The following is a 19344-nucleotide window of genomic DNA, read 5'->3' on the forward strand; positions in this document are numbered from 1 at the left end:
GGACGATTTGCGCTTCAAATCGCCCGATCGGGACCGCGCCGTTGCCCTGCCTATCCGTTTGCGGTAATGCCTCGCGGAGGAACGCGAATTTCTGACTGGGGACAGCGATGGCAGACCATAGCGAAGTGGCCTACACGACCGCCGACGGCAACGATTACGTGGCGCATGAGCAGACCTATGAAGGGTTTCTCATGCTGGTCAAATGGGGCACCATCAGCGTCGCCATCATTCTCGCCCTGATGGCCTATTTCCTGGTCTGATCCTTAAGATCGGCTAGCGGCGCCGCCGTCCCGCGGCGGTGCCGGAATTTCCTGTCGAAACCCGGATGTAAAAACCGGGTATCCAAATCTGGCGAAAATAACGCTAGTTTGAAGACGTGTGCGCCGCTCGCGCCGCCGGAGGGCCCATGAAGATTGCCGTTGCCAAGGAAATTGATCCGTCCGAGCCGCGGGTTGCGGCCTCGCCCGATACCGTGAAGAAGTTCAAGGCGCTCGGCGCCGAGGTCGCGGTCGAGCCGGGCGCGGGCATCAAGTCGGGCCTTCCCGATTCGGAGTTCACCGCGGTTGGCGCCACCGTCAGCGCGGACGCGCTCAAGGACGCCGACATCATCATCAAGGTGAAGCGGCCGGAAGCCTCCGAACTTTCCAAATACAAGCGCGGCGCGCTGGTCATCGCGATCATGGATCCCTACGGCAACGAGGCCGCGCTGAAGGCGATTGCCGATGCCGGCGTGTCCGCCTTCGCGATGGAATTGATGCCGCGCATCACCCGCGCGCAGGTGATGGACGTCTTGTCCTCGCAGGCCAATCTGGCCGGCTACCGCGCCGTGATCGAGGGTGCCGAGGCCTTTGGCCGCGCCTTCCCGATGATGATGACCGCCGCCGGCACCGTTCCGGCCGCCAAGGTGTTCGTGATGGGCGTCGGCGTCGCCGGCCTGCAGGCGATCGCGACCGCGCGGCGGCTCGGCGCCGTCGTCACCGCGACCGACGTGCGCCCGGCCACCAAGGAACAGGTCGAATCGCTCGGCGCGAAATTCCTCGCCGTCGAGGACGAGGAATTCAAGAACGCGCAGACCGCCGGCGGCTACGCCAAGGAAATGTCGAAGGAGTACCAGGCCAAGCAGGCCGCGCTGACCGCCGAGCACATCAAGAAGCAGGACATCGTGATCACGACCGCGCTGATCCCGGGCCGTCCGGCACCAATGCTCGTCACCGGCGAGATGGTGAAATCGATGAAGCCCGGCTCGGTGCTGGTCGATCTCGCGGTCGAGCGCGGCGGCAATGTCGAGGGCGCGAGGCCCGGCGAAGTGGTCGAGACCGACGGCATCAAGATCGTCGGCTACACCAATGTCGCAGGCCGCGTCGCGGCGTCGGCTTCGGGGCTCTACGCGCGCAATTTGTTCTCGTTCATCGAGACGATGGTCGACAAGGCCAACAAGGCGCTCGCGGTCAATTGGGACGACGAGCTGGTGAAGGCCACCGCGCTGACCAAGGACGGCGCCGTCATCCATCCCAACTTCCAGCCGAAGTAAGGAGAGAAGCCATGGAGCATCTCGCGCAGGCCGTCGATCCGTTCGTGTTCCGGCTGTCGATTTTCGTTCTCGCCGTGTTTGTCGGCTATTTCGTGGTTTGGTCGGTGACCCCGGCGCTGCATACGCCGCTGATGAGCGTGACCAACGCGATCTCCTCGGTGATCGTGGTCGGCGCGCTGCTCGCGGTCGGCGTCGGCATGGTTTCGAGCGGTTCGGGCTGGGCCCGCGGCTTCGGCTTCGTCGCGCTGATCTTCGCCTGCGTGAACATCTTCGGCGGCTTCCTGGTCACCCAGCGCATGCTCGCGATGTACAAGAAGAAAGCCAAGTGAGCGGCAATCACCTCGGGGTGATGAGGATTTTGGGGGACCTGAGATGAGCGCCAATCTCTCTGCACTGTTGTACCTCGTGGCGGGGGTGCTGTTCATCCTGTCGCTGCGCGGCCTGTCGAGCCCGGCGTCGTCGCGCCAGGGCAACATGTTCGGCATGATCGGCATGGCGATCGCCGTCGGCACCACGCTGGCGAGCCATCCGCCGGCCGACGGCGTGGCCTGGGTGCTGGTCATCCTCGCGGTAGCGATCGGCGGCGGCATCGGCGCCGTCATCGCGCGCCGGGTGCCGATGACCTCGATGCCCGAACTCGTCGCCGCATTCCACTCGCTGGTCGGCATGGCCGCAGTGCTGGTCGCCGCCGGTGCGTTCTATGCGCCCGAGGCGTTCGACATCGGCACGCCCGGCCACATCCATCCGCAGAGCCTGGTCGAGATGTCGCTCGGCGTCGCGATCGGCGCCTTGACCTTCACCGGTTCGGTGATCGCGTTCCTTAAGCTGTCGGCACGGATGAGCGGCGCGCCGATCATCCTGCCGTTCCGCCACGTCATCAACATCGTGCTGGCGCTGGCGCTGGTGTTCTTCATCGTCGGCCTCGTGATGAGCGGCAGCGCGCTCGACTTCTGGCTGATCACCATCATCGCGCTGGCGCTCGGCGTGCTGATGATCATCCCGATCGGCGGCGCCGACATGCCGGTCGTGATCTCGATGCTGAACTCCTACTCCGGCTGGGCCGCGGCCGGCATCGGCTTTACGCTGGGCAATTCGGCGCTGATCATCACCGGTGCGCTGGTCGGCTCCTCCGGCGCGATCCTGTCCTACATCATGTGCCACGCGATGAACCGCTCGTTCATCTCGGTGATCCTCGGCGGCTTCGGCGGCGAGACTGCGGCAGCCGGCGGCGGCTCGGGCGAGCAGAAGCCCGCCAAGCTCGGCTCGGCGGACGATGCCGCCTTCATCATGAAGAACGCCTCCAAGGTCATCATCGTGCCCGGCTACGGCATGGCGGTGGCGCAGGCCCAGCACGCGCTGCGCGAGATGGCCGACATCCTGAAGAAGGAAGGCGTCGAGGTGAAATACGCCATTCACCCGGTCGCGGGCCGCATGCCCGGCCACATGAACGTGCTGCTGGCCGAGGCCAACGTGCCCTATGACGAGGTGTTCGAGCTCGAGGACATCAACTCGGAGTTCGCCCAGGCCGACATCGCCTTCGTGATCGGCGCCAACGACGTCACCAACCCGGCGGCGGAAGAGGACAAGACCTCACCGATCTACGGCATGCCGGTGCTGCAGGTCTGGAAGGCCGGCACCGTGATGTTCATCAAGCGCTCGCTCGCCTCGGGCTATGCCGGCATCGACAACCCGCTGTTCTACCGCGACAACACCATGATGTTGCTCGGCGACGCCAAGAAGGTCACCGAGAACATCGTCAAGGCGATGTAAGGCGGTAGCGATGGCGCTGAACCGGGAGTGGCATCGAGCGCATCGCATGCCGCCCCGGGCGACGCGCGAGCAGCGTATCAAGTGGCACGTCGCGCATGCGGCGGCGTGCGCGTGCCGGCCGGTCCCCGACAGCATCAAGGCGTGCGTCGAGAAGCTGCTCAAGCTCCACGGCAAGACATAGCCGCGGCCACCGCTGATGGGACTGGCACTCGCAATCCTGAAATGGTTCCTGATCGCCGCGGTCGTCGTCTATCTCGGCGGGCTCGCGGTGCTGTACGTCAAGCAGCGCGAGCTGCTGTTTCCGATCCCGCCGGTCGGACGGACTGCGCCGGCAGCCGCGGGCCTTCCCGAAGCGGAAGAGCATGTCCTGACCACCGGCGACGGCGAGAAGGTCATCGTCTGGCACGTGCCGGCGAAGCCGGGCCGGCCGGTCGTGCTGTTCTTTCATGGCAATGGCGATTTCCTTGCCGGGCGCGTGGCGCGCTTCAAGGCCATCACGGCCGACGGCACCGGGCTGGTGGCGCTGTCCTTTCGGGGTTACGCAGGGTCGAGCGGGTCTCCGAGCGAGCAAGGACTGCTGCAGGACGCCGCGGCGGCTTACGCCTTCACCACCGCGCGGTACCGCGCCGAGCAGATCGTGGCCTGGGGTTTCTCGCTCGGCAGCGGCGTTGCGGTCGCGCTCGCCGCCGAACATCCCCTCGGCAAGCTGATCCTCGAGGCGCCGTATACGTCGACGGCTGACGTCGCCGGCGCGCATTTCTGGTATGTGCCGGTCAGCCTCCTGATGCGCGATCAATTCCACTCCGACCGGCTCATCGCGCAGGTCAAGGCGCCGCTCCTGATCATGCATGGCACCGACGATCCGGTGATCCCGATTCGCTTCGGCGAGCACCTGTTCGATCTCGCCCATGAGCCCAAGCAATTCGTGCGACTGCCCGGTGGCGGGCACGACAATCTCGACGATTTCGGTGCGATGGCGACGGCGCGGCGGTTTATCGACGCCGCGAGAGGCTGACGGCGGCGATTGTCTGTCGCATAATCGCGCTACCGAAGTGAGGGGACCCCACGATGAGCGCACACGGACCGATGCCGCGGTCGGCCTGGCTGTATCCCGTTCTGGCGGTGCTGTTGTTTGCCGCGGTCACGGCCACCGGCTACAGCTTCGCGCCATCGGCCGGGGGCTGGGTGTTTGCGGCGGTGCTGCTGGTCATTCTGTTCGGCACCGTGTTCGCGGCGGTCCACCATGCCGAGATGATCGCCGAGCGGATCGGCGAGCCGTTCGGCACATTGCTGCTGACGCTCGCGGTGACGATCATCGAGGTGGCGCTGATCTCGACCATCATGCTGGGCGAAACGCCGGCGCCGACCCTGGCCCGCGACACGGTGTTTGCGGTGGTGATGATCGTCTGCAACGGCCTGGTCGGGCTCTGCATCTTCATCGGCGGCTTGCGCTACAAGGAGCAGGATTTCCAGATCACCGGGGCGAACCTTTACCTCAGCGTGCTGTTCGTGCTCGCAACCATCACGCTCGATATGCCCAATTTCACGCTGACCTCTCCGGGCCCGGTGTTTTCCACGGCGCAGCTCGCCGTGGTCAGCGTCGTGACCGTGCTGCTCTATGCGGTGTTCCTCTACACCCAGACCATCCGTCACCGCGATTATTTCGTCAGCGGCGCCAATGAGGCGGCGGCGCATGGCGAGGTGATGTCGGACCGCATGACGGCGATCAGCGTTGCGCTGCTGCTGGTCTCGCTGCTGGCGGTGGTGCTGCTGGCGAAGAAATTCTCGCTGGTGGTCGATGTCGTCACCGTCAAGATCGGCGCGCCGCCGGCCTTTGCCGGCCTGGTGGTGGCGGCCCTGATCCTGTTGCCGGAGAGCGTTGCCGCAGTGTCGGCAGCGCGCAAGAACGACCTGCAGAAGAGCATCAACCTTGCGCTCGGCTCGTCGATCGCCACCATCGGGCTCACGGTTCCCGCGGTGGCCGTAGCCGCCTATGCGCTCGACAAGCAACTGGTGCTCGGGCTCAGCAACCAGCATATGCTGATCCTGCTGCTCACCTTCATGGTCAGCATGCTCACCTTCGGAACCGGCCGCACCAACATCCTGTTCGGGCTGGTTCACATGGTGGTGTTCGCCGTGTTCGTGTTCATGGTTTTCGTGCCGTAGAGCATGATCCGCTTAAAAAAAATTGGAGAAAATGACGATGCTCAGTGCCAAATCGGATGTGCAGGTGGATACGGCGGAAGTCCGGGTGACCGAATGGCGCCTCGCGCCGGGCAGCGCCACCGGCCACCACACCCATGAGATGGACTATGTCATCGTTCCGATCACGGCGGGCGAGATGACGATCGTGGCGCCGAACGGCGAGCGCTCGAAGGCGCAGCTCGGAGCAGGCAAATCCTATTTCCGCAAGGCCGGGGTCCAGCACGACGTGCTCAACGAGACGGCCAGCGAGATCGTGTTCCTCGAGGTCGAACTCAAGCCGTGACGCGGCGCGAGAACCAAGCAAGGAACCCTGCACCCGCCGAATGGCAGTTCCGAGCCGGCGCGGCTGTGGAAATTCATAACCCGTTAACGGCTGCGCGATGATCTAGCAGTCGGATGCGGCCTGCGCAGGGGGCGCCTCCGGCTGAAACCAAAGCGACACCAAAGGTGACGTCGGAACGGGGGTTTGCCACCGATCCGACGCAGTTGATCCCTGAATGTGCCTCAAAGTTCCAGCATGTAATACCGGGGTGGGGAGTGGCAGGTCATGCTGAGTTACCTGAAGAAATTCGTGATGGACATCTTACCCTCGGTGGCAGCGACCATCATCGGGGCGTACATCGTTAATCACTACATCGTGGCCAAGCCGGAAGCGCCGGCAACCGCGGCCGTGACCGCCGCAGTCAATCCCAAGGCAGATCCGAAAGCCGCCGCCAAGCCCGCCACCGTCGTCAGCAGCCTCCCCGAAGCCGGTGTGAAGGCCAAGGGCATGTCCGAGCGCACGCTGATCGAGCGGTCGGCGTCCGAGAAGGCCACCGTCACCGAGAAGGCCACCGTCACCGAGAAGCCTGCCGAGAAATCGGCCGACCCCAAATCGGCCGACGCAAAGTCTGACGTGCCGGCCGATACCGCCAACATCCCGGCCGACACCCGCCATCATCCGGCGGCGCCGAAGGCCGTCGCGAAGGTCGCGCCCGCCGCGCCGCAGCCGGCCGCGCCCGCGACGTCAGCCGCACCGGTCGAGGCTGCTGTGACGCCTGAGGAAAGCCGCGACGCCAACGACCTCGCGCGCGCCGCCATCGAGCGGCTGCGCAAGGAGCGTCCGCAGGAGGCCGCGCGCTCCCAGGATGCCACGCGCACCGATCTCGCCCGCCTGCCTGAGGCGCAGCGTCCGGCAGCCGCGTCGTCGATCCGGCCGTTGCCGCCGCCGATCATGGTGTCGAGCCCGTCCACCGACAATGTCGATCAATCCTCGCAGCCGCGTCCGCCCTATGCCGCCGGCGGCCAGGATTCCAACCGGCTGACGCCGCCGGCCGACATTCCGGTCCCTGTGGTGCAGGCCCCGCTCGACCTTCGCGCCGAGGCGGTCATGCCGGCGCAGAAGAACGAGCGCACGTCGGTGACCGACGACATGTTCTCCGGCATGAAGTCGATGTTCCACGCCGTCTTGCCGAAGTAGCCGCAGCGCCGCTCGATCGTTCCTGACGGGTTGTCTTCACGCCAAGCGCTAGCCGCCGGTGCGCGCCAGTCCGCTGCGCGCATTGCCGTCGCCTGGCCGCAGCGCGAGCGCGCGATTGTAGGACGCCGCCGCCTTGGCCTTGTCGCCGAGCCGCTCATAGGCCTGGCCGCGCGTGCTCCACGCCGCAACATTGCCGGGATCGGCCTGCACGGCCTCGTCGAGATCGCTGGCGGCCTGCTTGGCCTTGTCGAGCGCGAGGTAGCTGATGGCACGGCCGACCAGGGGCTCGGCCTTCTGCGGCGACAGCCCGCTGGCCGCCGTGAAATCGTCGATCGCCTGCTGATGCTGTCCGCGGACCTGATAGATCAGGGCGCGGCCGTAGAGCGCCTGGATGTTGTAAGGGTCGGCCGCCAGCGCCTGTTCGAACTCCGCCATCGCCTCGTCGAGCTTGCCGGAGCGCGCCAGCACCTGAGCACGCGTGGTGTGATCCTTGGCGCTGGTGACGTCTTGCGGGGTGATGGTGTCGGCGGCGGGCTTGTCGGCGGTGGCAGCGGGCTTCGGCTTGTCGTCCGAGGAGCCCCATGAACCGAGGTCGAAGGAGCAGCCGCCGAGCGGCAGGCCGAGAACCACTGCAATGATGACGAGATGCGGCGCGCAACGGCGGTGCGCGGGTCCTGGAAAGAGCGGGCGGGATACCGGATCAGCCGTCATGCAAAATGCTCTTGCCGGTCGCTTTGCATGGGTACCCCGGAACGCGGCGTGCTTCAAAACGACAACGCGGGCCCGTGGCCCGCGCTGTTAGACTTCCATACAGGCAAAACGGTTCAGCGAGGGCCGCGACCGGCGCCTGCACCGCCCGGACGGCCGCCGCGGTCGCCACCGGGGCCAGCGCCGAACACCGGCTTCGGCTTCATCGGCAGCAGGCCTTCGCGCTGCAGCTTCTTGCGCGCCAGCTTGCGTGCGCGGCGCACGGCTTCGGCCTTTTCGCGGGCCTTCTTCTCGGACGGCTTTTCGTAATGACCGCGGAGCTTCATCTCGCGGAAAATGCCCTCGCGCTGCATCTTCTTCTTCAGCGCCTTCAGGGCTTGGTCGACATTGTTATCGCGGACGAGAACCTGCACGCGGCATCCTCTTTTGAATTGATCGGTTCGGAATTCTGGCGAGGTGAAGGGGCGGCAAAAGGCCTGCCTCTTAACCCTAGGCGCGCGCATGTATCAGACAAACGCGCAGATGTCCACCGGTCGAGTGACTTTCGGGCCTAGTAAAGCCACGAAATAGGGCGAAAATGCCATTGTGCGGCCCCGATTTGGGTGGTTTGGCGCCCAGATGAGGGCCGCTCCCGGCGTTTTGGATAACCCGGACATTGGAAATAGGGGAGATGCGAGATGGAGATGAAGAAATACGCTGCCGAGGCCATCGGTACGTTCTGGCTCACATTCGCTGGTTGCGGCAGCGCGGTGATCGCGGCCGGCTTTCCGCAGGTCGGGATCGGCCTGGTCGGCGTGTCACTGGCCTTCGGGCTGAGCGTGGTGACCATGGCCTATGCGATCGGCCATATCTCGGGTTGCCACCTCAACCCGGCGGTGACCGTCGGGCTCGCCGCGGGTGGGCGTTTCCCGGGCGGCCAGGTGCTGCCCTACATCATCGCGCAGGTCGTGGGCGCAATCATCGCGGCTTGGCTGCTCTATGTGATCGCGAGCGGCGCGCCCGGCTTCGATGTCAGCAAGGGCTTTGCCTCCAACGGCTATGACGCGCATTCACCCGGCCAGTACAACATGGTGGTGTGCTTCATCACCGAGGTGGTGATGACCATGATGTTCCTGTTCATCATCATGGGATCGACCCATGGCAAGGCGCCCGCCGGCTTCGCACCGCTCGCCATCGGCCTCGCGCTGGTGATGATCCATCTCGTCAGCATTCCCGTCACCAACACCTCGGTGAATCCGGCGCGCAGCACCGGGCCGGCGCTGTTCGTCGGCGGCTGGGCGCTGGGACAGCTCTGGCTGTTCTGGGTCGCGCCCCTGATCGGCGGTGCGCTCGGCGGCGTGATCTATCGCTGGCTCAGCGACGAGCCGACCGGTGTCGTCGCCGGCGCGAAGACGGCGTGATCGGCGAGAGCGTTTTCGAGCGAAGTGGACGCCGGTTCGCGTGAAGAAACGCGTAAACAAAAATCCAGAGCATCGGTTCTGATTCAATCAGAACCGATGCTCCAATGGGATCGTGGTTGCCACGATCCCATTTCCATCGATGTGACGAAGGCGGCTATGGGCCGCGTGTGGAATTATCGCTTGCGGGCCGGCGTCACTTCGGTGACGTGTCCCATCTTGCGGCCGGGGCGCGGCGTGCCCTTGCCGTACAGATGCACCGTGGCGCCGGGAACGGTGAGCCACTGCTCGTAGCTCAGGATGTCGTCGCCGATCAGGTTCGTCATGACGACCTCGCCGTGACGCACCGGCTTGCCCAGCGGCCAGCCGGCGATCGCGCGGATGTGCTGCTCGAACTGTGAGATCGAGGCGCCGTCGAGCGTCCAGTGACCGGAATTGTGCACGCGCGGCGCGATCTCGTTGACCAGCACCGTCGCCTTGCTGCCGTTGCCGGGCACCGCGAACATCTCCACCGCGAGCACGCCGACATAGTCGAGCGCCGCGGCGATCTTTTCGGCGATCGCGCGTGCCTGCGCGGCAAGCTCATCGGGGATTGCGGCCGGCGCGCGGGAAATTTTCAGGATGTGGTCGCGATGCTCGTTCTCGGTGACGTCGAAGCATTCGACTTCGCCGGACGCGGAGCGGGCCGCGATCACCGAGATCTCGCGCTCGAACGGCACGAAGGCCTCGAGGATGGCCGACTTGGTGCCGAGGTCCTCCCAGACCTGCTCGAGATCGTCGCCGTCGCGGATGATGGCCTGGCCCTTGCCGTCATAGCCGAAGCGGCGGGTCTTGATCACCGCGGGCAGGCCGATGCGTTCGATTGCCGTGCGCAGCGTGTCGACCGAGGACACGTCGGCGTAGTCGGCGGTGCCGATGCCGAGCTTGCTGATGAAATCCTTCTCGATCAGCCGGTCCTGCGTGGTCTCCAGGATCTTGTAGGCCGGCAGCACCGGGCGCCGCGCGGCGAGCACCATCGCGGTCGCGGCCGGGACATTCTCGAATTCATAGGTGACGACGTCGACGTCGTTGGCGAACAGTTCGAGCGCCTCGACGTCGGCATATTCCGCGCAGGTCGCGTTCTGCACCACGTCGAACGCCGGGGAGTCCGGATCCGGCGAAAACACCTGGCAGCGGAGCCCGAGGCGCGCCGCGGCCATCGCCAGCATCCGGCCCAATTGCCCGCCGCCGAGGATTCCAATGGTGTCGCCCGGCTTCAGCTTCACTGCGTTCGAAGCCGTCACGCCGCGCCCTCCGGATGCTCGTTGACCGCGTCGGTCTGCTGCTTGCGCCAGGCCGCAAGGCGGGCCGACAGAGCCGGATCGTTGAGTGCGAGCACGCTCGCCGCGAGCAATGCGGCATTGATCGCGCCGGCCTTGCCGATCGCCAGCGTCCCGACCGGGACGCCGGCCGGCATCTGCACGATCGAATAGAGCGAATCGACGCCCGACAGCGCCTTCGACTCGACGGGAACCCCGAACACCGGAAGCTCGGTCAGCGCGGCCGTCATGCCCGGCAAATGGGCGGCGCCGCCGGCGCCGGCAATGATCACTTTGTGGCCGGCTGCCTTGGCGCCCTTGGCAAAGGCATAGAGCCGATCCGGGGTGCGGTGGGCCGAAACGATGCGCGTTTCGCAGGCCACACCGAGCGCAGCCAGCGTCTCGGCGGCATGGCGCATGGTTTCCCAGTCGGACTGACTTCCCATGATGATGGCGATCGGAGCGGTCATCTCTTCAATTCTGTGCAGGAATCCAAAAGCATAGGCCGATTATAGGGACGGCCCGGGCGTCATCCAAGGCGTGGCAAGGGAGTTAGAATGGACTATCCTGTCTTGGTGAATCCCGGCAAGCCTTCATAAGCAGGCCTCAACAAGGATGCGCATGAAGAAGAAGACGACGTCGGCCGCCTCCGGGGCCGCGAAACGACGGAAAGGCGCGCCCGCCGCGCGCAAATCCAGGCCGGGCAAGACTGCAGCCAAGCGGGCTGGCACCAAACGGGCTGGAACCGGAGCTTCCACGCGAGGCGCGGTCGCATCCGGCGACAAATCGACCATCCGCAGCTTGCGGGCGCAACTGGCGCGGGCGCAGGCCCGGATCGAGGAGTTGCAGGCCTCCGCCGAGACCGACTTCCTGCTCGACATCCTGAACCGGCGCGGATTCGAGCGCGAGCTCGCCCGTTCGCTCTCCTTCATCAAGCGCTATCAGGCCTCCGGTGCGCTGATCGTGCTCGACGTCGATCGCCTCAAGCCGATCAACGATGCCTTCGGCCACGCGGCGGGCGACGAGGTGCTGAAGGCGATCGTTGCCGCGATATCGGATCAGGTGCGCGCTTCCGATGTGATCGGCCGTCTCGGCGGTGACGAGTTCGCCGTGCTGCTGTGGAATCTCAGCGAGATCGATGCCCGCGCCAAGGCGGCTGCGCTGGAAGAGGCGATCGATCGGTTGACCTTCATGTTTCGTAACAGCCAGGTCACCGCAGGCGCCTCCGCGGGCGTTGCGATCCTCACCGCACATTCGGATATCGATCGCGTGCTCGATGAGGCCGACCGTGCGATGTATGTGCGCAAGGCGCAGCGGCGCCACGAATCCCGAGAATTATAGCGTGCTGAGATCCTCCGGCACATTGCCGTAGGCCCGCAACAGCTTGGCATCGCCGAATTCGCCGATCGCGGGATCGCCGGTGCGGCTGAACGCGACGGCGCCGATGCTGCCGGGCATCCGCGACATGGTCTCCGCGCGGCGCAGCGCGACCGCCGAGCTCTGGCATTCCTCGGCATTGCCGGCGACCGGCGTGCCGTCGTCGTCCTGCATGAAGGGCAGTGCCACGTAGTAGGTCACATCGGCCATCGCTGTGCTCCCGAAGGGTTAGAGCGTTTTCGAGCGAAGTGGGTACCGGTTCGCGTGAAGAAAACGCGCCAAAACAAAAATCCAGAGCCTCCGTTTCGTTTCAATCGAAACGGAGGCTCTAGGCGGCGTCGCTCGCCGCCCGGGTCTGCGCCGGCACGCAGCCGGCGGTGATCGCGGCCTGCAATTCCTCAAGCTCGGCTTCCAGATATTCGTTGGCCATGATCAGCGCCTTGATGGTGCTGCGCAGGTTGCCGTCGCACATCGCGATCGCCTGATCGCAGGCCTTCTCGTAGCGGCTGTTGTCGGGCAGGGAAGGCGGTGCGGACATGGCGAAACTCCCTCTGATGGCTGGCGGCTGGGCTGGCATGTTCTCTTTTTGTTCATGTGGAGTCAAGCGCCGGGAAACCGCCTTGCGTCCGTTGCCGCGAACGTGAAGCCGGTGAGGCGCTGTGGATGACGGGGAAAACCGCCGCCCGGCCTGAACCGAAAGCGCCGAACCGCGAAGGCCCGCGCCGCGGCGCGCGTCAGGCAATGATGTCGGGCGTGATCTGGTCTTCGATGAAGGCGATGCGATCGCGCAGTTGCAGCTTCCGCTTCTTCAAGCGTTGCAGCATCAAGAGATCCGGCGCCGGCGACTGGTGCAGCGCGTCGATCGCGGCATCGAGGTCGCGGTGCTCTTGTTGCAGCCGCGCGAGCTCGGCGATTAGTTCGCGCTCATCCTGATCGTTCATGGTTGTGTATTAACTGATAAGCACGATAAGGTTGTTACGGCGGAAGTCGCCGCTCGCCGGAATATCCTCCTTGAACGCGCGCTGCGCAAGCCGGACCGGTTCCATAGTCACGATTGGTTACAGATAAACCGAAATGAGTGCGTGCGGCATTTCGCGTCCCCCATCGACAGCGCCGTCCACTCGTGTACACTCGGCGGTCCGGATCGAACCTGAGGTTTAACGCACCGAGGAGTGTTCGCAATGGCAATACAGGCCCATCTCATTGAGCTGGAGCGTAAACACAAAATACTCGAGAACGAACTGCACGAAGCGCTCGTTCACCCCTCTGTAGACGACCTGCATATTTGCGAGCTCAAGCGCCGCAAGTTGATGGTCAAGGATCAAATCGAGCGGTTGAGACTGTCCGCCGACGACACGGTCCACTAGACCGCCCCCCTGCAAATTAGCAAATAGCCTGGCCTTTCACCGAGGGATGAACGCCCAAGTGCGCGCGCATCCCCCGGACGGCCATACTGTATTTGCTCAGAGTTCCGCCAACTCGCCGACATGGTCGGCGACCGCGAGCGACGACGTCAGTCCGGGCGATTCGATCCCGAACAGGTTGATCAGGCCCGCGACGCCGTGATCGGCTGGCCCCTGGATCAGGAAGTCCTGCGTCGCCACCGCCGGCGGCACGATCTTGGGGCGGATTCCCGAATAGCTCGGCATCAGCGCGCCGTCCGGCAGGGCCGGCCAATATTTCCGGATCGCCGGATAGAACCGCTCGGCCCGATCGGGGTCGACGGCGTAATCGATGTGATCGATCCATTGGACGTCGGGCCCGAACCTCGCCTGTCCGGCCATGTCGAGCGTCAGGTGCACGCCGAGCCCGCCGGGTTCCGGCACCGGGTAGATCAGCCGCGAGAATGGCGCCCTGGCGCTGCAGCTGAAATAATTGCCCTTGGCCAAATAGGCCGTTGGAATCAATTCGATCGGCATGCCCTCGACGTTGCGCGCGACCGCCGTCGCGCCGAGTCCGGCGGCATTGACCAGGAGATCGCAGGCCAGCGTCATGGGCGCCGCGCCGCCGGCCTCGATCTCGAACCCGTCGGCGGTGGCCATGGCGTGGAGCAGCGGCGTATGGAAGGCGAACGCCGCCCCGGCCTCCTCGGCGTCACCGCGCAGCGCCAGCATGTAGGCATGGCTGTCGATGATCCCGGTCGAGGGCGACAGCAGCGCTGCGTCGCAATTCAGCGCCGGCTCCAGGGCGCGCGCCGCCTCGCCCGACAACAGCTGCATGTCGTCGACGCCATTGGCCTTCGCATGCGCGCGGATCGACTGCAGCTTCTCGGTCTCCGCAGGCGTGGTGGCCACGATCAGCTTGCCGCAATTCTTGTGCGGGACGCCGTGCTCGGCGCAGTAGCGGTAGAGCGCCCGCTTGCCGCTGACGCACATCCGCGCCATCAGGCTGCCGGCGCGGTAGTAGATGCCGGCGTGGATCACCTCGCTGTTTCGCGACGAGGTCACCGTGCCGATCCCCTCGGCCTCCTCGAGCACAATCACTTCGCGGCCGGCCTGTGCCAGCCGCCGCGCCACGGCGAGGCCGATCACCCCCGCACCGACGATCACGCAATCAACCCTGTCCATCTCGTCCTTCAGGTCCGCAAATTTCCGCCCGGTCACGCCATGACCGCTGCCGCCAACATCGTTCAGCCGATCCGGCCGCTTTGGGCAAGTGCTTATTAGGCAAGTGCTTGGGCCATCTCAAAAAGTTGGGAAGCCATGCCCTGTTAGTGGAGCATTAATCATGTCAGGGCAATTGCCATAAATTAAGTCAGCATTTTCCGGTTGCATCAGTACGCGTTTACCCGATCCAAACCGCCGGAGCCGGACACTCGCCCCGGAAATCCGCGGGTGATCGATGGCTAGCAGGAAGGTGCAGGCGGGCGGGAAGAATTCGATTCCGGCAAGGGCCGTGCTCTGCCTGATCGCCGCCGTCGCGCCGTGCGCTGCAGCCCGGGCCGGCACCGGTGCGTTCGCGCCGTCGAGCTATTTGGGCAGCCTCGATCCCGGCCTGGTCTGGGAGCTCCTGATCGGCAGCGTGGTGGTCGCGTCCTTTTTCGGCGCAGTCGGGCTGTGGATTCTCTCGGCGCTGCGCAAGGCCAAGCGCGCGCAATTGCGGCGCAACGCCTTCGTCTCGTCGGCCCTCAACCATTTGAACCAGGGCGTGGTGATGACCGATGCGCAGGAGCGCATCGTGTTCTGCAACGACCGCTATCTCGACATCTACGGCCTGTCACGCGCCGACATCAGGCGCAACATGACCGGCGTCGAACTGCTGGAACTGCGCCGCGACCGCGGCGTGCTCGACGTCAGCGCCGAGGATTTCTTCGCCAGGGCCGCGGCGCCCGAGGGACTGGTTACCGAGCTGCCCGGCGGCAGGTCGGTGCTGGTAAAGTATTTTCCACTGCCGAACGGCGGCTCGGTCGCGACCCATCTCGATTGCACCGACCAGCGCAAGCTATCGCGCAAGCTCGCCTCGACCACGCAATTCCTGGAATCGGTGCTCGACAATGTTCCCGTCTGCGTCGCGGCCAAGAACATCGAGGACGGCCGCTACATCTTCGCCAACCGCGCATTCGAGCGCTTCTCGCGCTTCTCGCGCGATCACATCGTGGGCAAGCGCGCCGACGAGATCTTCCGCCCCGAGACCGCCGCCAGCATCGACACCGCCGACCGCGCGGCGCTGAACGCGGCGGAAGGCTATCATCGCAGCGAATTCTTCGTCGAACGCGGTTCGGACAAGCGGATCCTCGCCTCCAACCGCGTGATCGCCCGCAACGAGGCCGGCGAGCCGGAATTCCTGATCGCGCTGTTCGAGGACGTCACCGATCGCCGCTCGCTGTCGCGCGAGCTCGAGAACAACAAGAAATTCCTCGAGCTCGTGGTCGACAACATCCCGGTCTCGCTGATCGTGCAGCGGGTCAGCGACGGCCGTTACCTCCTGGCCAACCGCAGCGCCGAGACGATCCTCAATCGCCGCCGCGAGGACGCCGCCGGCCTGACCGCGTCCGACATCTTCAATGCGCGTGAAGCCAAGCTGATCATCGCCCGCGACGAGGCCGCGATCAGGAAGCGCAGCATGATCGCCGAGGAGCATCCGATCTCGACCAAGGACGGCCTGCGGCTGTTCCTGACCCGCCGCATGACGGTGCTCGACGATGTCGGCGAGCCACAATATCTGATCAAGACTCATGAGGACGTCACCGACCGGCGCCAGACCGAGTCGCGCATGGCGCACATGGCCTATCATGACGGCCTGACCGATCTGCCGAACCGCGCCGCCTTCCTGCAGGCGCTGACCCAGATGATCGAGGCCTGCGACGGCACCGACGAGGAGTTCGCCGTGCTCTGCGTCGATCTCGACGGGCTGAAGGAGATCAACGACGTCTACGGCCACGCGATGGGCGACAAGGTGCTGATCGAGGTCGCGCAGCGTTTGCAGGCCGTGGCACGCGGTGGCGTGGTGGCGCGGCTGTCCGGCGACGAATTCGGCCTCATCATCGACGGCAAGCAGCCGGTGGCCGGCATCGCGCTGGCCGAGCAGGCCGCCGAGGCGCTCGGGCAGGATTTTCTGATCGACGGCAAGTCGGTGCGAACCGGCCTCACCACAGGGATCGCGGTGTTCCCGGACAACGGATCCGACGCGGCCTCGCTGCTGGCCAATTCCGGCGCGGCGCTGTTTCGCGCCAAGGCGAAGTCGCGCGGCACGATCTCGATCTTCGAGCCGGAGATGGACCAGCAGATCCGCGATCGCCGCGTGCTGCACCAGGAGCTGTCGGTCGCGATCAAGAATGGCGAATTGTCGCTCTACTACCAGCCGCAGGCCGCCGCGGGCGGCAGCGTGGCGGCCAGCCAGATCATCGGCTTCGAGGCGCTGGCGCGCTGGCACCATCCGGTGCGCGGCTTCGTGCCGCCCGGCGACTTCATTCCGCTCGCGGAAGAAAGCGGCCTGATCGTCGAGATGGGCGAATGGATCCTGCGCGAAGCCTGCCGGGAGGCGGCCTCCTGGGCGATCCCGCTGCAGGTCGCGGTGAACCTGTCGCCGGCGCAATTCACCCATGGCGACCTCGTCGGCCTCGTGCATTCGATCCTGCTCGAGACCGGGCTCACGCCGGACCGGCTCGAGCTCGAAATCACCGAGGGCGTGCTGATCGAGGATTTCGACCGCGGCCTGTCGCTGCTGCGGCGCCTGAAGGCGCTCGGTGTCCGCATCTCGATGGACGATTTCGGCAGCGGCTATTCCTCGCTGAGCTACCTGCAGGCATTTCCGTTCGACAAGATCAAAATCGACCGCGCCTTCGTCATCAATCTCGGCCGCAACCCGCAATCGGCCGCGATCGTGCGCGCGGTGATCGATCTCGGCCACGGCCTTGAAATGTCGATCGTCGCCGAAGGCGTCGAGACCGAGGCGCAGCTCGACTTCCTCGCCGAAGAAGGCTGCGATGCAGTGCAGGGCTATCTGATCGGCAGGCCGGCCCCGATCGGTCAATTCGCCGCGCTGGTCGGTGGCGACCAGCTTGCCGAAACCGTGCGCAGAGCCGGGTAATTGCCCCGAATGGGCGGGCCGGCCCGGCCGGCTGTGCTTGCCATCCGTTGCACGTCCGGCTACATCTCGACCCACCACATCATTTCAGCCGAGAAAGGAGGGCCGCGTCGTGGCGAGATACACCGATCCCCACCTCAAGCGTGGCCCCGTCAACGCCCTGCAGATGCGTTTGCAGGGCTGACCGGAAACTCGCGCTAAATCCTTCCTGGTCTGCCCTTCGTGGCCGTGCGGCGTCGAACGTTTGAGCGTTCGCGCCTGCACATCAATCCCTCGCCGCGCTTCGACACGCACATCCGATGATGGCTGGACGCCTACGGTTGTTGTGTGGTCACCGGCAAGACCAGAGAATTGATCGTGACCCTCATCAATGTCCGCAATCTCGGCGTGACGCTGAACGCGCCGCTGTTTTCCGAACTGAATTTCGTCGTCAATGCCGGCGACCGCATCGGGCTGGTGGCCGCCAATGGCCGCGGCAAGTCCACGCTGCTGCGCTGTATCGCAGATGTGATGGAGCCTAACGAAGGCGATATCACCCGTGCGCGCGGACTGACCGTCGGCCATGTCGAGCAGGATGTGCCGCCGAAACTGCTGGATACGCCGTTCCATGCCGCCGTGCTCGACTTGCTTCCCGGCGAGCAGCGCGCCAGCGAGGGCTGGCGGGTCGACGTCGCCCTGCAATCGCTCGAGGTGCCGGAGGACCTATGGAGCAGGCCGCTGAAGCAGCTGAGCGGCGGCTGGCTGCGGCTTGCGGTGCTCGCCCGCGTGCTGGTGACCGAGCCCGACGTGCTGCTGCTCGACGAGCCGACCAACCATCTCGACCTCGCCAAGATCGGCCGGCTCGAGGGCTGGCTGAACGCGCTGCCGCGCGAGATGCCGGTGGTGATCGCAAGCCACGATCGCGCCTTTCTCGATGCGACGACCAACCGGACACTGTTCCTGCGCCCGGAGCGGTCGCAGCTGTTCTCGCTGCCCTATACCGCGGCGCGCGCGGCGCTCGACGAATTCGATGCCTCGGACGAGCGGCGCTATCGGCGCGACATGAAGGCCGTGCGGCAGCTCCGGCAGCAGGCCGCGAAGCTCAACAATCTCGGCATCAATTCCGGCAGCGACCTTCTGCTGTCGAAGACCAGGCAATTGAAGCAGCGCGCCGAGAGACTGGAGGAGACGGCGAAGCCCGCGCATCTGGAACGCTCGGCTGGAACGATCCGGCTCGCCAACCGCGACACCCATGCCAAGGTCCTGATCAGGCTGGACAACGCCGGGATCGCCACGCCCGATGGCAGGCTGTTGTTCAGGACCGGCCAGCAGTTCATCTGCAAGGGCGACCGGATTGCGCTGCTCGGGCCGAATGGCGCCGGCAAGACCCGCTTCGTCGCGGCGCTGCGGCTGGCGATCGAGAATGCCGCAGCGGCACCGGCCGAGATCCGGGCCACCGAGTCATTGGTGCTTGGCTATTGCGACCAGGCACTGGCCGATCTTGCCGATGGCGACACGCCGATGCGCATGCTGACGCGGCGCTTCGAGGTCGGCGATCAGCGGGCGCGCGGCCTGCTCGCCGGCGCCGGGCTCTCGATCGAGATGCAGGGCCGTCCGATCGGGCGGCTGTCGGGCGGGCAGAAGGCCCGTCTCGGCATGCTGGTGCTGCGGCTCACCCAGCCGAACTTCTATCTGCTCGACGAGCCGACCAACCACCTCGACATCGAGGGTCAGGAGGCGCTGGAAGACGAGTTGATGGAACAGCAGGCCAGTTGCCTCCTGGTGTCGCACGACCGCCAGTTCGTGCGCACGGTGGCCAACCGGTTCTGGGTGATCGAAGGCAGGAAGCTGATCGAGGTCGATGGACCGGAACAGTTCTTTGCCGCGGCCGGCGCGGACTAGCGCGTGATGGAGTCAGGTTGGATAGCCGTCGCGAAGATGGTGTGCCTCTCCCGCTTGCGGGGCCGTCGCAGGAGGAGCGTTGCCAAAATATCGAAAACAACCCCATGCAAAGTAGCCGGCGGCGGCCGGCGTTCGGGCAGGCTACTTGACACGTCGGGCAACTCAGGGGCATTATTCCAATATTCCGAAATC

Annotated in this window: 22 protein-coding genes; 14 read left to right on the forward strand and 8 right to left on the reverse strand. The window is 65.4% G+C overall.

Annotated elements, in window-relative coordinates:
- The first annotated feature begins 107 nt into the window (after window positions 1–107).
- The 9 genes from QA635_RS06495 to QA635_RS06535 all read left to right on the forward strand — a co-directional run bounded on the left by QA635_RS06495 (window position 108) and on the right by QA635_RS06535 (window position 6965).
- On the forward strand, window positions 108–260 hold the full coding sequence (locus tag QA635_RS06495) for an aa3-type cytochrome c oxidase subunit IV (RefSeq protein ID WP_092080774.1): 153 nt from the start codon (window positions 108–110) through the stop codon (window positions 258–260).
- Window positions 261–406: 146 nt separating this feature from the next.
- Window positions 407–1531: a Re/Si-specific NAD(P)(+) transhydrogenase subunit alpha gene (locus tag QA635_RS06500; protein WP_283067964.1), complete on the forward strand. Its 1125-nt coding sequence runs from the start codon at window positions 407–409 to the stop codon at window positions 1529–1531.
- Between the two features lie 11 nt (window positions 1532–1542).
- Window positions 1543–1860, forward strand: a complete 318-nt coding sequence (locus tag QA635_RS06505; protein WP_016841609.1) for a proton-translocating transhydrogenase family protein — start codon at window positions 1543–1545, stop codon at window positions 1858–1860.
- A 43-nt stretch (window positions 1861–1903) separates the two neighbouring features.
- The gene (locus QA635_RS06510) at window positions 1904–3301 is read left to right on the forward strand and encodes an NAD(P)(+) transhydrogenase (Re/Si-specific) subunit beta (protein ID WP_253638613.1); all 1398 of its coding nucleotides are present in this window, start codon (window positions 1904–1906) and stop codon (window positions 3299–3301) included.
- 10 nt (window positions 3302–3311) lie between these two features.
- Window positions 3312–3482 carry a hypothetical protein gene (locus QA635_RS06515; RefSeq protein ID WP_283067972.1) on the forward strand — a complete coding sequence of 57 codons (171 nt, stop codon included), beginning with the start codon at window positions 3312–3314 and terminating at the stop codon, window positions 3480–3482.
- A 15-nt stretch (window positions 3483–3497) separates the two neighbouring features.
- Complete coding sequence (locus tag QA635_RS06520; protein ID WP_283067974.1) at window positions 3498–4316, forward strand: alpha/beta hydrolase; 819 nt, start codon at window positions 3498–3500, stop codon at window positions 4314–4316.
- Window positions 4317–4369: 53 nt separating this feature from the next.
- Entirely contained in the window at window positions 4370–5467 is a 1098-nt protein-coding gene (locus tag QA635_RS06525; protein WP_092080788.1) for a calcium:cation antiporter, read from the forward strand.
- 37 nt (window positions 5468–5504) lie between these two features.
- A complete protein-coding gene (locus tag QA635_RS06530) occupies window positions 5505–5789 on the forward strand; it encodes a cupin domain-containing protein (RefSeq protein ID WP_028340624.1) in 285 nt (94 codons plus the stop codon).
- Between the two features lie 264 nt (window positions 5790–6053).
- Window positions 6054–6965, forward strand: coding sequence for a hypothetical protein (locus QA635_RS06535; RefSeq protein ID WP_283067977.1), 912 nt, complete (start codon window positions 6054–6056; stop codon window positions 6963–6965).
- A 48-nt stretch (window positions 6966–7013) separates the two neighbouring features.
- On the opposite strand, the gene QA635_RS06540 is transcribed toward QA635_RS06535, so the two are convergent.
- Together QA635_RS06540 and rpsU are read right to left on the reverse strand one after the other, a co-directional pair.
- Complete coding sequence (locus QA635_RS06540) at window positions 7014–7676, reverse strand: tetratricopeptide repeat protein (RefSeq protein WP_283067979.1); 663 nt, start codon at window positions 7674–7676, stop codon at window positions 7014–7016.
- A gap of 113 nt (window positions 7677–7789) precedes the next feature.
- Entirely contained in the window at window positions 7790–8086 is a 297-nt protein-coding gene (gene rpsU, locus QA635_RS06545; protein ID WP_021078544.1) for a 30S ribosomal protein S21, read from the reverse strand.
- Between the two features lie 264 nt (window positions 8087–8350).
- Between rpsU and aqpZ the strand changes: the two genes are divergently transcribed.
- On the forward strand, window positions 8351–9073 hold the full coding sequence (aqpZ, locus tag QA635_RS06550) for an aquaporin Z (protein WP_283067983.1): 723 nt from the start codon (window positions 8351–8353) through the stop codon (window positions 9071–9073).
- Between the two features lie 173 nt (window positions 9074–9246).
- On the opposite strand, the gene QA635_RS06555 is transcribed toward aqpZ, so the two are convergent.
- Complete coding sequence (locus QA635_RS06555; RefSeq protein ID WP_283067985.1) at window positions 9247–10353, reverse strand: 5-(carboxyamino)imidazole ribonucleotide synthase; 1107 nt, start codon at window positions 10351–10353, stop codon at window positions 9247–9249.
- Window positions 10350–10838, reverse strand: a complete 489-nt coding sequence (purE, locus tag QA635_RS06560) for a 5-(carboxyamino)imidazole ribonucleotide mutase (protein WP_028335999.1) — start codon at window positions 10836–10838, stop codon at window positions 10350–10352. Before purE ends, QA635_RS06555 begins: the two co-directional genes overlap by 4 nt.
- Before the next feature lie 145 nt (window positions 10839–10983).
- Here purE and QA635_RS06565 point away from each other — a divergent pair, with 145 nt between their 5' ends.
- Window positions 10984–11709, forward strand: a complete 726-nt coding sequence (locus QA635_RS06565; RefSeq protein ID WP_283067988.1) for a GGDEF domain-containing protein — start codon at window positions 10984–10986, stop codon at window positions 11707–11709.
- Here the strand turns inward: QA635_RS06565 and QA635_RS06570 are convergent.
- From QA635_RS06570 to QA635_RS06580, 3 genes are all read right to left on the reverse strand, one after another.
- Window positions 11704–11955 carry a hypothetical protein gene (locus QA635_RS06570; protein WP_283067990.1) on the reverse strand — a complete coding sequence of 84 codons (252 nt, stop codon included), beginning with the start codon at window positions 11953–11955 and terminating at the stop codon, window positions 11704–11706. The genes QA635_RS06565 and QA635_RS06570 overlap by 6 nt on opposite strands.
- Before the next feature lie 118 nt (window positions 11956–12073).
- On the reverse strand, window positions 12074–12283 hold the full coding sequence (locus QA635_RS06575; RefSeq protein WP_028336001.1) for a hypothetical protein: 210 nt from the start codon (window positions 12281–12283) through the stop codon (window positions 12074–12076).
- A 196-nt stretch (window positions 12284–12479) separates the two neighbouring features.
- A complete protein-coding gene (locus QA635_RS06580) occupies window positions 12480–12686 on the reverse strand; it encodes a YdcH family protein (protein ID WP_016847372.1) in 207 nt (68 codons plus the stop codon).
- Window positions 12687–12926: 240 nt separating this feature from the next.
- On the opposite strand from QA635_RS06580, the gene QA635_RS06585 reads away from it, so the two are divergent.
- The gene (locus QA635_RS06585; protein ID WP_016847370.1) at window positions 12927–13112 is read left to right on the forward strand and encodes a YdcH family protein; all 186 of its coding nucleotides are present in this window, start codon (window positions 12927–12929) and stop codon (window positions 13110–13112) included.
- A 96-nt stretch (window positions 13113–13208) separates the two neighbouring features.
- On the opposite strand, the gene QA635_RS06590 is transcribed toward QA635_RS06585, so the two are convergent.
- Entirely contained in the window at window positions 13209–14312 is a 1104-nt protein-coding gene (locus tag QA635_RS06590) for an NAD(P)/FAD-dependent oxidoreductase (protein ID WP_283067994.1), read from the reverse strand.
- A 274-nt stretch (window positions 14313–14586) separates the two neighbouring features.
- On the opposite strand from QA635_RS06590, the gene QA635_RS06595 reads away from it, so the two are divergent.
- Window positions 14587–17274, forward strand: a complete 2688-nt coding sequence (locus QA635_RS06595; protein ID WP_283067996.1) for a sensor domain-containing protein — start codon at window positions 14587–14589, stop codon at window positions 17272–17274.
- Window positions 17275–17628: 354 nt separating this feature from the next.
- Complete coding sequence (locus tag QA635_RS06600) at window positions 17629–19152, forward strand: ABC-F family ATP-binding cassette domain-containing protein (protein WP_283067998.1); 1524 nt, start codon at window positions 17629–17631, stop codon at window positions 19150–19152.
- Window positions 19153–19344: the final 192 nt, after the last annotated feature.

The sequence above is a fragment of the Bradyrhizobium brasilense genome (assembly GCF_029714345.1).
Lineage (GTDB): Bacteria > Pseudomonadota > Alphaproteobacteria > Rhizobiales > Xanthobacteraceae > Bradyrhizobium > Bradyrhizobium australafricanum.

Excerpts from the sequence above, each read along its gene's own strand:
- QA635_RS06590 (WP_283067994.1), bottom strand. The coding sequence starts at position 14,312 with ATGGACAGGGTTGATTGCGTGATCGTCGGTGCGGGGGTGATCGGCCTC.
- QA635_RS06520 (WP_283067974.1), top strand. The coding sequence starts at position 3,498 with ATGGGACTGGCACTCGCAATCCTGAAATGGTTCCTGATCGCCGCGGTC.
- QA635_RS06540 (WP_283067979.1), bottom strand. The coding sequence starts at position 7,676 with ATGACGGCTGATCCGGTATCCCGCCCGCTCTTTCCAGGACCCGCGCAC.
- aqpZ (WP_283067983.1), top strand. The coding sequence starts at position 8,351 with ATGGAGATGAAGAAATACGCTGCCGAGGCCATCGGTACGTTCTGGCTC.
- QA635_RS06510 (WP_253638613.1), top strand. The coding sequence starts at position 1,904 with ATGAGCGCCAATCTCTCTGCACTGTTGTACCTCGTGGCGGGGGTGCTG.
- QA635_RS06585 (WP_016847370.1), top strand. The coding sequence starts at position 12,927 with ATGGCAATACAGGCCCATCTCATTGAGCTGGAGCGTAAACACAAAATA.
- QA635_RS06495 (WP_092080774.1), top strand. The coding sequence starts at position 108 with ATGGCAGACCATAGCGAAGTGGCCTACACGACCGCCGACGGCAACGAT.
- QA635_RS06515 (WP_283067972.1), top strand. The coding sequence starts at position 3,312 with ATGGCGCTGAACCGGGAGTGGCATCGAGCGCATCGCATGCCGCCCCGG.
- QA635_RS06570 (WP_283067990.1), bottom strand. The coding sequence starts at position 11,955 with ATGGCCGATGTGACCTACTACGTGGCACTGCCCTTCATGCAGGACGAC.
- QA635_RS06565 (WP_283067988.1), top strand. The coding sequence starts at position 10,984 with ATGCGCATGAAGAAGAAGACGACGTCGGCCGCCTCCGGGGCCGCGAAA.
- QA635_RS06575 (WP_028336001.1), bottom strand. The coding sequence starts at position 12,283 with ATGTCCGCACCGCCTTCCCTGCCCGACAACAGCCGCTACGAGAAGGCC.
- QA635_RS06505 (WP_016841609.1), top strand. The coding sequence starts at position 1,543 with ATGGAGCATCTCGCGCAGGCCGTCGATCCGTTCGTGTTCCGGCTGTCG.
- QA635_RS06525 (WP_092080788.1), top strand. The coding sequence starts at position 4,370 with ATGAGCGCACACGGACCGATGCCGCGGTCGGCCTGGCTGTATCCCGTT.
- QA635_RS06595 (WP_283067996.1), top strand. The coding sequence starts at position 14,587 with ATGGCTAGCAGGAAGGTGCAGGCGGGCGGGAAGAATTCGATTCCGGCA.
- QA635_RS06500 (WP_283067964.1), top strand. The coding sequence starts at position 407 with ATGAAGATTGCCGTTGCCAAGGAAATTGATCCGTCCGAGCCGCGGGTT.
- QA635_RS06530 (WP_028340624.1), top strand. The coding sequence starts at position 5,505 with ATGCTCAGTGCCAAATCGGATGTGCAGGTGGATACGGCGGAAGTCCGG.
- QA635_RS06580 (WP_016847372.1), bottom strand. The coding sequence starts at position 12,686 with ATGAACGATCAGGATGAGCGCGAACTAATCGCCGAGCTCGCGCGGCTG.
- purE (WP_028335999.1), bottom strand. The coding sequence starts at position 10,838 with ATGACCGCTCCGATCGCCATCATCATGGGAAGTCAGTCCGACTGGGAA.
- QA635_RS06535 (WP_283067977.1), top strand. The coding sequence starts at position 6,054 with ATGCTGAGTTACCTGAAGAAATTCGTGATGGACATCTTACCCTCGGTG.